The sequence below is a fragment of the Desulfobacter vibrioformis DSM 8776 genome (assembly GCF_000745975.1).
GTDB lineage: Bacteria > Desulfobacterota > Desulfobacteria > Desulfobacterales > Desulfobacteraceae > Desulfobacter > Desulfobacter vibrioformis.
This window is the reverse complement of sequence record NZ_JQKJ01000009.1, coordinates 88,162-100,272: the sequence shown is the minus strand read 5'-3', so window position 1 is coordinate 100,272 and position 12,111 is coordinate 88,162. Positions and strand designations below refer to the sequence as shown.

11 protein-coding genes are annotated in these 12,111 nt (G+C 44.6%); 5 read left to right on the top strand and 6 right to left on the bottom strand.

The window, feature by feature from the left end:
• Positions 1-10: 10 nt before the first annotated feature.
• Complete coding sequence (locus Q366_RS07180) at positions 11-565, bottom strand: thioredoxin family protein (protein ID WP_035237617.1); 555 nt, start codon at positions 563-565, stop codon at positions 11-13.
• Between the two features lie 677 nt (positions 566-1,242).
• On the opposite strand from Q366_RS07180, the gene Q366_RS20150 reads away from it, so the two are divergent.
• The 5 genes from Q366_RS20150 to rd all read left to right on the top strand — a co-directional run bounded on the left by Q366_RS20150 (position 1,243) and on the right by rd (position 6,827).
• Entirely contained in the window at positions 1,243-3,141 is a 1,899-nt protein-coding gene (locus Q366_RS20150) for a PocR ligand-binding domain-containing protein (RefSeq protein ID WP_051957883.1), read from the top strand.
• Between the two features lie 36 nt (positions 3,142-3,177).
• Entirely contained in the window at positions 3,178-3,876 is a 699-nt protein-coding gene (locus Q366_RS20145) for a response regulator (protein WP_051957882.1), read from the top strand.
• 359 nt (positions 3,877-4,235) lie between these two features.
• Positions 4,236-5,546 carry a cytochrome ubiquinol oxidase subunit I gene (locus tag Q366_RS07165; RefSeq protein WP_035237615.1) on the top strand — a complete coding sequence of 437 codons (1,311 nt, stop codon included), beginning with the start codon at positions 4,236-4,238 and terminating at the stop codon, positions 5,544-5,546.
• A gap of 14 nt (positions 5,547-5,560) precedes the next feature.
• A complete protein-coding gene (gene cydB / locus Q366_RS07160) occupies positions 5,561-6,589 on the top strand; it encodes a cytochrome d ubiquinol oxidase subunit II (RefSeq protein ID WP_035237613.1) in 1,029 nt (342 codons plus the stop codon).
• Between the two features lie 76 nt (positions 6,590-6,665).
• Positions 6,666-6,827, top strand: a complete 162-nt coding sequence (rd, locus tag Q366_RS20775) for a rubredoxin (protein WP_084691742.1) — start codon at positions 6,666-6,668, stop codon at positions 6,825-6,827.
• A gap of 123 nt (positions 6,828-6,950) precedes the next feature.
• On the opposite strand, the gene Q366_RS07155 is transcribed toward rd, so the two are convergent.
• From Q366_RS07155 to Q366_RS07135, 5 genes are all read right to left on the bottom strand, one after another.
• Positions 6,951-7,943, bottom strand: coding sequence for a DHH family phosphoesterase (locus tag Q366_RS07155; RefSeq protein WP_035237612.1), 993 nt, complete (start codon positions 7,941-7,943; stop codon positions 6,951-6,953).
• Positions 7,933-9,036, bottom strand: a complete 1,104-nt coding sequence (locus Q366_RS07150) for a hypothetical protein (protein ID WP_035237611.1) — start codon at positions 9,034-9,036, stop codon at positions 7,933-7,935. The genes Q366_RS07155 and Q366_RS07150 overlap by 11 nt, the downstream gene beginning before the upstream one ends.
• A complete protein-coding gene (locus Q366_RS07145) occupies positions 9,037-10,440 on the bottom strand; it encodes a TIGR01777 family oxidoreductase (RefSeq protein WP_035237610.1) in 1,404 nt (467 codons plus the stop codon). It abuts the gene before it with no gap.
• Between the two features lie 633 nt (positions 10,441-11,073).
• Positions 11,074-11,454, bottom strand: coding sequence for a desulfoferrodoxin (locus tag Q366_RS07140; RefSeq protein ID WP_035237609.1), 381 nt, complete (start codon positions 11,452-11,454; stop codon positions 11,074-11,076).
• 70 nt (positions 11,455-11,524) lie between these two features.
• Positions 11,525-11,752, bottom strand: a complete 228-nt coding sequence (locus Q366_RS07135) for a hypothetical protein (protein ID WP_035237608.1) — start codon at positions 11,750-11,752, stop codon at positions 11,525-11,527.
• Positions 11,753-12,111: the final 359 nt, after the last annotated feature.

The following is a 12,111-nucleotide window of genomic DNA, read 5'->3' as shown; positions in this document are numbered from 1 at the left end:
GAAAATTGGATCAGGATTTTTTTTGTTGGACATATTCCTGGAAATTCATGGTGTTGTAACTTTGGGTGTGGATATATTGCAGAATCGTGAGCAGCTGATCCGCATCGACAAATCCGGGCAGATTATTGATTTTTGTTCCGTCCGCTTCCAGGAACCACAGGGTTGGAAGTCCCCGGACGCCCCATTGCCGGGCCAGCTTTTCACGTTTGTCCGTGTCCACGCCAATGCTGACAAAATGGTCGTTCAGGTAAGCTTTGACCCGGTCATCCGTGAAGGTTTCCTTTTTTAATTTAACACAGTATCCGCACCAGGACGCATGGAAATAAAGAAAAATGGGTTTACCCTCTTTCCCGGCCAGGGCCATGCCCGGGGTGTAATCATTCCATGAAATATCTTCAGGGGCTGCCATGGATAAATTTTGCGGGATTTTATTTTCTGTCGCAAGCGCTTCAATGTTTACGTTGGTTACCTGGGAACCCAAATCCGGCGCCGGCCGGTTGTATTGATATATTCCACCCAACGCCAGCACCACCAGTACCCCCACCAGAATATTTTCTTTTCTCATTTTCAGTCCTTTTCAACCAATCCGTTAAACGATCTGACCCAATGCAGTTATCTTTTGCAGTTATCTTTATTGTTTATAAGCCGGGGTTTAACCTGAAAAAAATAAAAAAGATGCCAGAATTTGCATTGCAAAACCAATGCATTCAGATCCACCCCAGTTAACTAAATTTAAGAAGATCAAAATAACACAAAATTAATGGATAATAAAGATAACAGGTTTTTACATCAGCAATTCCCAATATGAAAAGATCTTCAAATCAGGTTAAAGTTTGGGCCTTGATCATCGACCAAGGCCTATAAGAGTTGAAAAACCGTTTTCTGATTCAGGTAAAATTTGTTGGACTTTGGCGGGGTTGATTGATATGATTTCATATGCTGTGTTCTTTATCCTTAAGTATATGATTAGCCGTTATTATTGTTCCTGCTGATGGTTTTGCCCCACTTCCAAATGAATAGAATTTTTTGCCGACAGTTATTTTATGCTGTTTTGTATGGCCTATCGGCAGGGGCGTCGTAGAATATTCGAAATAGAATATCATTTCGTGTGGATGACCGAAGATTGGTAAAGGGTATCCCCCCATCAGGGTTCGAAAATCTGTCCGCCAAACATGTAAGAGATTTGAAATCCGCATTTTATGTGGCGTTGTGGGTACCAGTGAAATGGGGGGAGGAGAAAAAATGGAAATGGATTCAAGTGATCGTATGACTTTTTTAAAACAAGAGAACATCAAGTTTTTTCAAATCTTTGATTTTTTCCCGGATGCTGTTTTGTTGATGCGCAAAAGCGATAAAGTGGTGATGGATATCAATGGGGCCTGCGAAAAACTCATTGGATACAAGAGGGAAGAAATTATCGGCCAGACCGCTCTGAAAATGGTCTTTTTTCTCAATCCGGATTTATGGACCCAGGTGTTTGAACAGCTCGAAACGGAAAAATCAATTCGTAACATTGACACCCGAATTATGAGCAAAGAAAATACAGTAGTCAATGTAAATATTTCAATCAATCACATCGATCTTGGCGATAATCCACACTATTTAACCATTCTACGCCATATCAAAAAGCAGGAATCAATGAAAACAGACGAGGCAGAACCACCGCCACAGATCAATACCTCCATTGAATACCTGCTCGCCCAGGAAAGGGGGATCAGCAGAAAGGATATCAGGCAACTTATCGATTTTCCGGCTATCCAGGAGATGATGAATGCCTTTTATAGAACCACCCATATCGGTATTGCGATCACCGATCTCGAAGGCAATGTCCAAGTTGCCACAGGCTGGCAGGATATCTGCACAAAATTTCATCGCATTCATCCTGAAACCCTGGGGCATTGCAAAAAGAGTGATATTTATCTATCCCAAAATGTAAAAGAAGGTCAGTACAGCCTTTACAAATGCAAAAACAACATGTGGGATATTGCAACGCCTATTGTTGTCGGCGGCAGGCATATTGCCAACCTGTTTTTGGGCCAGTTCTTTTTTGACGATGAAGTTCTGGACTACGAACTGTTTACCAAACAGGCCAAAAAGTATGGTTTTGATGAAAAAGAGTATCTGGCCGCATTGGCCGATGTTCCCCGGTGGAGCCGCGAAACGGTTTATAATGTGATGGATTTTTATACAAAGCTGGCCGTCATGGTCTCCCGGCTCAGCATTGCCAATGTTCAGCTGGGAAAAAGTTTAAAAAAACAAAAACAGATTGAGGCTAAACTGAAAAAACACCGGGATCATCTTGCAGACTTGGTTAAAGAGACCCAAAAACGACTCATCCAGTCAGAAAAAATGGCCGGAATCGGCCAACTTGCCGCCGGTGTTGCCCATGAAATCAATAACCCCACGGGCTTTGTCATGTCTAATCTTCAAATATTGTCAGTCAATATTAATCAGCTTTTTTCCATAATAGATAATTTTGAAGAACTGCTACGGAATAATTCGCCACAAGATCCGGAAAAATCAGAAGCGTTGCAGGATTGTTTGCAAAAGCTAAAGGAAAATTATGATATCGATTATTTGAAGGAAGATCTACCGGAACTCATCAACGAATGTCTGGAGGGAACGAATCGGATAAAAAATATTGTTGCCAATCTGAAAAGTTTTACTCACCCGGGAATGGAATGCCATGTGCCCGTTAATTTGAATAATGAGATTGAGAAGGCGCTTAATCTGGTGCTTAATGAGGTCAAATATAACTGTGAGATTGTCAAAGAATATGGAGAGTTGCCAAAGATAAGCGGCAACCCTCAACAGATCGAACAGGTTATGATGAATATCCTTATCAATGCATCCCACGCGATTGAGGATAAAGGAACGATTCGTATTAAAACATATCATCAGGGAGAGCATGTTACAATTGAAGTTACTGACAGTGGAAAAGGCATGCACGAAGACATAATGGACAAAATTTTCGATCCGTTTTTCACCACAAAAGATGTTGGGAAAGGAACGGGGCTCGGGCTTTATATTGTCTATGGCATCATAGAGGAGCATAAAGGAAAAATTGATGTAGAAAGTAAAATCGGTGAGGGCACAAAAATAATCATTAAATTCCCTGTTGAAATTGCACGGCATCGTTGACGTATTATTAATTTTATCAAAAGGAAACATCGAAAAATGGAAAAAGAAACTTATGCCATCCTATGTATTGATGACGAAGAAAGTATTTTAAAAACACTTAATCGCTTATTACGCAGGGAGGGGTATAAAATATATACGGCCACAAGTGGCGAGGAAGGCCTTGAAATACTTGGCAAAGAAAAAATCGATTTGATCTTATGTGATCAAAGAATGCCGACAATGAATGGATTTGAGGTCTTGAGGATTGCCAGAAAAGAATATCCGGAAACCATGCGCATTATGCTGTCCGGATATAGTGATTTTGATAATTTAGTAAAAACCATAAACGAAGGAGAAATTTTCCGGTTCCTTTCAAAACCATGGGATATGGAAGAATTGAAAAATGTCATCAGATCCGCGTTGGAACAAAAAGAAATTATATGCGAAGTTAAAAATTTGTTTGGTAATATAAAGAGCATAGGACAATTAATTGAAAATATTTCTGTCGAACCTAACCAAGGCCAGACCGCTGTCACTGTAAAAATTGCCTCCAAAAAAAATCCTTATAATCCCGGCAATATCAATCAATTTTTGGAATATATATTTAAAGTTCTTGAATTAGACGGCACACAGCAATTTAAAATTATATCCAATAGTGTGATTAAGGAAAAAGATTTTTTAAAGTTTGAATTGATTCTTGGAAAAGGAATCAAACTTATTATCGAGATTGAAATGAAGGAATTAAACAAGGAATAGGAAGACGCGGTTGATTTTCACATCAGGGACATGATTGTATCAATCTGTCGATACAACTTCGTATCAATAAAAATACAGACACATTCGACATAAACACAGACATCAAAAAAATGATTGTGAAAAGCCCCTGCCGCCACTTGAAAACAGATTAACATTCCGGTATGCTATCAACAAAATTCAAAAGATCTTCGGTGCCATCCAATCCAGCTTAGAAACTGGCATGTTACTTGCTGAAAGCCTTTAAAGTAAAATTAATCCCGGCAACTTAAACGTTTAGGAGCAAGCCATGAAAAATAAAATTTTAAATGCAATAATCGGCATACCAACCTTTTTAATCAACTTCTAACCTGGAGGAATTTATGGACCCGGTTTTTCTGTCCAGACTGCAGTTTGCAGCTGCAACCATGTTCCATTTTCTTTTTGTCCCCCTTACCCTAGGTCTGTCAATTTTGATCGCATACATGGAGACCAGATATGCCTGGTCCGGCGACAAAAATTATTTGAGGATGACCAAATTCTGGGGAAAACTATTTCTGATTAACTTTGCCCTGGGCGTTGTCACCGGCATCACCCTGGAATTTCAGTTCGGCACCAACTGGTCCCGGTACAGCGAGTATGTCGGCGATGTATTTGGCTCCCTTCTGGCCATAGAGGCATCTGCCGCCTTTTTTCTTGAATCCACATTTATCGGGATCTGGATTTTTGGCTGGAAAAAAATTTCAGCCAAGGCCCATGCCGTTGTGATGTGGCTGGTGGCCTTGGCAGGAAATTTCAGTGCGGTGTGGATTCTCATTGCCAACGGATTTATGCAGCATCCCGTGGGCTATGATATCAGAAACGGCCGTGCGGAACTCACTGATTTTCTGGCTGTGGTCACCAACAAGCACGGGCTGTTGGAAATTGTCCATGTGGTGCCAGCGGCCCTGCTTTTGGGCGCATTTTTCATCATGGGAATCTCTGCCTACCATCTTTTAAGAAAGCAGCATACTGAAATCTTTTTGAAATCGTTCAGGATCGGCCTGGTTGTCGGCCTTGTCACCTCATTATTCACAGCGTTTACCGGTGATATGCACGGCATTAACGTATCCAAAACCCAGCCAGCCAAACTGGCAGCCATGGAATCCCACTGGGAAACCGGTGCCCAGGCCCCCATTGTCATGTTTGCCATACCCGATGAAACCCAGGAAAAAAACCGGATTGAAATCGGCTCTATTCCGGGGTTATTAAGTTTTTTAGGATTTCATGATTTCAATGCCGAGGTCATTGGTCTAAAAGACATTCCCAAACAGGACCGCCCGCCGGTATTTCCAACATTTATCGGATTCAGGACCATGGTGGGGCTTGGCACCCTGTTTATTCTTCTCATGATTTACGGCTGGGTCCGGCGCGACAAGTTGTTGGAAAGCCCCAATTTCTTAAAAATCATGTTGTGGTCCATTCCGTTACCCTATATCGCCATGGAAATGGGATGGGTGGTTTCTGAAGTGGGACGCCAGCCCTGGATTGTTTACAATCTGATGCGCACCTCAGATGCGGCTTCCCCCATTGCCGGCACCCAGGTTCTGATATCACTTGTGGCATTCATCCTGGTCTACGGCCTGCTTGGGGCTGTTGGGTTCTACCTGATGGCCAAATCCGTTAAAGAAGGCCCTGGGGCCGCTACCGCATAAGGAGGATAGAATAAATGGAACTTCAATCAATCTGGTTTTTTCTGTGGGGACTTCTCTGGGCGATTTTTTTCCTGACAGACGGGTTTGATTTCGGCATCGGCATCCTCTATCCGTTTGCCGGAAAAACAGACCGGGACAAACGGGTCATGCTCAATGCCAAAGGGCCGTTATGGGACGGCAATGAAGTGTGGCTGATCACGGCCGGCGGCGTTACCTTTGCAGCATTCCCCAAAGTCTACGCCACCATGTTTTCATCCCTTTACACCCCGCTGATGCTCATTTTATTTGCATTGATCTTCAGGGGTGTGGCCATGCACTTCAGGGGAAAAATCGAAAGCCCTGGATGGAAAAAAACATGGGATACCTTGATTTTTATAGGATCTTTTCTGCCCGCCCTTTTGTTCGGGGTGGCCTTTGCCAATATTTTTGCAGGTATTCCCTTTGACAACCAGGGACTGTACCACGGCAACACCTTAAAACTGCTTAACCCTTACGGGCTTTTAGGCGGGGTATTATTTGTCCTGCTGTTTATGTTACACGGGGCCAACTGGATGACCATCAAGGCCACAGGGGAACTGCAGGAACGCTTTGCCAAAATTGCTGCCCAGACATGGATGGTGCTTGTACCTGTGGCAGTGGCGTTTCTGATTGCCTCATTCTTTGCCACCCGCCTCTATGACAATTACATCAAGTCTCAGGGTCTGTTCCTGGTTATTGTCCTGGCCGTGGCCGCACTGTTTTTGACGCGGTATTTCAACGCAAAAGAGGCATGGTTCAAAGCCTGGTTTGCATCAGCCCTGACCATTGCGGGATGCACTTTTTTCGGGATTTTCGGCCTTTTTCCCGCCCTTTTTCCCTCAAGCATGAACCCGGCATGGAACCTGACGGCATTTAATGCATCCTCAAGCCCACTGACCCTTAAAATCATGCTGGTCGTGGTTGCAATTTTCATCCCCATTGTCATTGCATACCAGTCCTGGGCCTATCATTTATTCAAGGACCCTGTTTCTGACGAAGATCTGGATATGGACGAAGCGTATTAATCATAATCAACTTGCAGGTTTAATATTTGGATTAAGCTTGTACCTATAAACCAACAAAAAGAATAAGGAGAAAAATATGGACAAATATGTATGCGGCCCCTGTGGCTACGAGTATGACCCGGAAAAAGGCGATCCGGAAAACGGCATTGAGCCCGGCACTCCCTTTGAAGACCTTCCCGAAGACTGGACCTGTCCTGTGTGCGGGGCAGACAAAGACGAATTTGAAAAAGAAGAGTAATATCCCCTTGCCCCGGCCTGTTCAGGTCCAAGTCTGGGTCCGGGTCCGGGAATAGTGTAACCCACCCAACGCCGGTTGTTTTTTTTTGCCAACCGGCGTTGTTGTTCCTAGGGCTGGTACCGGTTATTCAATCTTTTTTCCGGCGGTTTGGGTGATCCGTTCAACCACCCACTGGGTCAATGCCTTCTGGTTTACCCGCCTGATCTCTTTGCGGATCAGGAAGATATCCAGTTCAGCCCTGGCCATGGTTTTATGTCCGCCGGCTGACCCGAATTTGCCAAATGCCTCCTGGGCAGTTTTTCCGGCACCTTTGCGCAGACCATCGTTGCGCAGGATCACGATCAGCTTTTTATCCACCACCCCTGACACCACGCTCCAGTTTACCCCGGCAATGGAGAGGAAAAAATCGGCAGCCACCACCAGTGCATCGGGTTTGGATATGGTTCCGGCATGATAAAAGGCCCGGTTGTCCTGGATTATCCGGTGTCTCATGGCATTGCCCATAAAATCCAGGTCAGATTCCGTCAGATAGGCCCGTTCCACCTTGGTGACAATATTCATGTTTGCATATTTGTACAGGAACTGAAAGGCCCGGATATCCCGGGAAGATGCCTGGCGGGTAAAATTGGCCGTATCTGTTTTGATCCCCAGCATCAGGGCGGACGCAAGTTTTGCCGACGGCTTTACCTTCAGGCTGCGCAGATATTCGGTGAACATGGTTGAACAGGCCCCGTAGTCCGGCCGGATATCCACAAACGCACCATCATTGCAGGATAAGGGATGGTGATCAATGATGGCGTCATATGTAATACCGGAAAAATTTTCATTATGGTCGGGCTGGGAATCCACCACTACAAATTTGTCAAACAGGGACTTGTCCACATCAGCCAGGGGAACCATTCCGGCTTCGGTATACTCGATCATGGCCAGGTTGTCCGGCCGGGTGATCCGGTTAAAATAGGTAATCACGACCTCACTGACCCGCCGCCATAAAATGCGCTTCACAGCCATGGCAGATGCAATGGCATCAGGGTCTGCATTAATGATTACAAGTACCTTGGAGGTCCCTGAAAAATGGGACAGAAGCTGCTTAATTTTTTCCCGGTTACTGGTCATAATTAATGTTTCCGTTTCCTGAAAAAAACAGGGTCAAAGTAATAAATGCATAGCCGGCAATGGCCAGTACCGCAAACCATCCCTGAAAAATACCCAGGGGCGCCAGCACCAGCGCCGTAAGCCAGTGTACCAGAATTACAGTTGCCGAGTGAAGCCTGATGGGAAAATCGTCAAACCGGCAGATCACGGCCAGGCCGCACAGATTCCAGCCGTAAAGGGATGCAAACACATGGACGTGAAGCAGCCATTTCGTCTTTAGGGGATCATATCCCTCCTGCATCTGAAAACAGATATAAGCAATGCCCGTCACTGCCGTGACAATGAGAAATCCAATGCCCGAGGTTAAAAACTTTTTCTGCTGCATGTTCTCCGCAAAGGTGTAATAGAGCATGAAAACCATGACAACGGCTGTGAACAATGCTGCGGTCACAAAAATCTGGGGCCAAAATCTTTCAAACAAAATAAAAATAAAAAATACAATCACCCCCACAGTGATGGTCCAGAAGCAGATTTCCATAATGGATTTGCTCCGGGGACCTTCAATCTTTTTAAGCATGCCGAAAACAAGGGACAAGGTAATTAAAGACAATGGAAATGAATACCCCAGAAAAAAAGTATCCAGGGTCAGTTTTTCCATGTGTACCCAATGGGTATATTCGTTATTGATGATCACCACAGACGCCATGGCAATGCCGATGGACAGGCACAATAAGGATGCCTGGTGAAATTTTTCAGACACTGGCACCCGTGGCAGAAAAAATTGATAGGGCACAATGCCAAATTTGCTGATGCGTATTTTTTCCACCAGGCCCCAGAGGACCACGGAGACGGCCAGGGTAACCGGATACCACTTGAGAAATGCACAAAAAGCATAGACCAGGGAGAGCAGGAAAAACAGCTTCACACGGCCGGATACGGCAGACTGCCGTTCAGTGTAATACAACAGAATCGTGCCGCCGGTACACAAATTGAATAAAAATATGTGCAGACGCTCAAAACTTAAACCATCCACAGGAAAATAGATATCAGCATATCCCAGCCCCAGGGCCGTAATCATTAAAAAGGAGAACAAAAGCTTTAATCGGGTTGTCATTTATATTGTTCCATCAACATGTTCTGCAGCACATCTGCCCAGCACATGGCCCAGGGCCATTTCCAGCCGGGGATGCACAAAGCGATAGCCGCTTTTAATTAATTTTTCAGGTATCACCCGGGCCGAGGCCAGCAGGGTTTCCTTTCCCATATCCCCCCAAAGGGCCAGCACCAGCGCCTTTGGCAGAACAAAGGGGGCCGGCCGGTCCAACACCCGTGCCAGGGTACGGGTAAATTCATCATTGGTCACAGGTTCAGGCGCCGTGAGATTTACCGGTCCACTGATTCCTTTGTTTTCAAGGATATGAAGAATGCTGCCCAGAACATCTTCCATACCGATCCAGCTCATGTACTGCCCACCATGGGACAACCGGGTGCCAAGCCCCATTAAAAAGGGCAGATACATGCGTTCAAGGGCCCCGCCGGCCGGGGTCAGTACCACCCCGATTCGCAGTTGCACCGGTCGGATACCTGCTGTCTGAGCGCCAAAGGAAATGTCTTCCCACTGGCGGCAGACCCGGGAGATAAAGCAATCCTCGGGCACACTTTCCTCTGTCAGTCTGCCGGGTCCGCCATCCCCATAAAACCCGATGGCAGAGGCAGAAATAAAGGTGGCCGGCGGATGGGTCATGCGTTTCATTTTTTCCACAAGCACCCGGGTGGAAACCACCCGCGAATCAACAATCAGGGCACGCTGACGCCTGTTCCATCTTCCCTTTGAAATATCCATCCCGTTTAAACTGATTATCGCATCAACAGGCCCGGCCGCATCCAGATCCAAAATATTTTTGTAAGGATCCCAGAAGAGCGCATCTTCTGACTGGTCGTCGGGATCGCGCACCAGACGAATCACCTCATGACCACAGGTTTTTAAAAAAGGGATCAGGGCCTTTCCAATGGTACCTGATCCGCCTGAAATCAGAATCCGCTGCTTGCGAATTTGTCCCACCCGGTTCTCCATATCATATTTAAGCACCTGATGCCGATAGAAAAAAATACGTTCAAGCTGCCTTTGGGCATATCCGTAGAAGGGAAGGATGAAAATACCAAAGGGAAGCCGGCACCTGACCTGATCCTCCATCACGGTTACGTTGGGTGATTTTTCGTGGAACAGATGACTGTGTTCCCAGTAGGCAAAGGGGCCTTTAACCTGGCAGTCCCGGAACATTGCGTTTTCTTTGTAATCAATATGCCGGGCCTTCCATATCATGGGAATCCCAAACAGTTTTATTTTGAATGTGACTTCAACGCCTTTGTCAATGCCCCTGCCCTTTCTTGCCACCAATGACAGAGGTGCCCATGGCGGCGTGAGCCGGTTGATGGCACCATCCCTGGCATGCCAGGCAAAGACAGCGGAAACCGGGGCATGGATTGTGGTTTTTCGAACAAATACTTTTTCAGTCATAAAATTCAAATCCTTATCTTTTTGTCACCGCCACAATGTCACCACAGCATCAAAAAGATCGGTAGGTTACCCGGGAGGCTGAAAATGATTTATTGATTTTACAGGTCTTATATTATAGGAATATCAGGCAAGTTAAAATCATTTTCTCAAAAGTCCCTGACAGTTTATATGAAAAAATTTAACCACGGAAATCACAGAAGACTCTGAAGATAAAATTCTGTGATTTCCGTGTGTTCTGTGGTTAAAATGTTTTTCATAGTTTGTTGTGTCCGCATACAGCAAACAAGAGGGCGAAGCGCCTGGACGCCTATTTTAGCCCCGTATTGTTGGTGTTTTTAGTTTCATTATTCGTTGTGGGCTTGCGGACCAGGTAGGTTATAAACGAAAAAATGGAAGATACCCATGAACAGATTTTTACCAACATGCAAAAAAATCTGACAGCTAACAAGGAAATGGGCCATCAAACTTTTAGCCGGGAAATTTGTTGAAGTTGACGTAAACGAAGCAAATAAAAAAACAGCCCGCGGTCTTCAGCACAAAGACAGCGGGCCTTTTATATTTTGAAAACCCGGCATATTCTATCCTTATAATTGTCGGGTTCTACAAAAAATAATGTTTGATTCTACATGAAGTTCAAGCTTTCCACAGACCGTGAAGATTGCAGTAGGCCATGGCCTCAACCTTATCCGCATCACATTTGAAAACCGCTTCGGGTGCCGAAGTCGGGGTCAGCATCAGACGCTGTACATACGCACCGTCACAGGATACAAGTTCAATCCATTCGATCCAGTGTTCTTTTGTCATGGGATGGGCAACGCTGCCCACAGACACCTTGTATCCGCCTTCTATTTTTTCTATCACGGGAACATGCTTTTCTTTGGCGGCATCAACCGTATTTGCCACCAGGCGGTCCATGGGTTTTCCGCAACAGGTTGCCGGCGGTTGTTCACCATGAAGAACCTGAACAATATTGCCGCATTTTAAACATTTATAAATTCCCATTTTTTCAGCCATTGATAACACTCCTTTTGTTTTAAAAGTTTATTAAACGCTGTTTTCGAAAGCCAGTTTTTTTGCCCTGGCATCAATATGGGGTGTAGACAGACTTTTCCACAGAGCGGTCTGCTGCTTTTTCCTTGAGCATCTGCTCAAGCATTTGCCCTGATAATTGTCTGCGGCCTTTGGTCGCCTCCCGGAATAAGGAGGCTATTTGAAAATAAAATTCATTTTCAGACTTAATCGCACCATAAAAAGGAGCCCGTTTTTCTTCTGACCGGCTTTCAGTTTTCTGATATGCAATTACTTTAGTCATCCTTTTGCCCTCCTTAATTTAACCGGGATTGACCCAAAACATCCAAACCCGATGATTTAATCTAATGCATAAATTTTGCAAAAACAATACCATCATTTATTTATTATTTATCTGCGACTTAGAATCAGTATATTACCCGTAATTATGTTTATCCGGGATAAGTCAGTTAGCACACTCTCATTAATATGAAAGCATTCAATACATATATGTTTCAACAAAACGTATCATTGACGATACATAAGACAACTGATGATAAAATAATTTTTCGCAGTTTGTTGTTATTTGGCAGTTTTTTATTATTTGATAATTAACGAATGAATTTTTATGAATATAACAAAGCACCAAGACAAAAAGCAAGA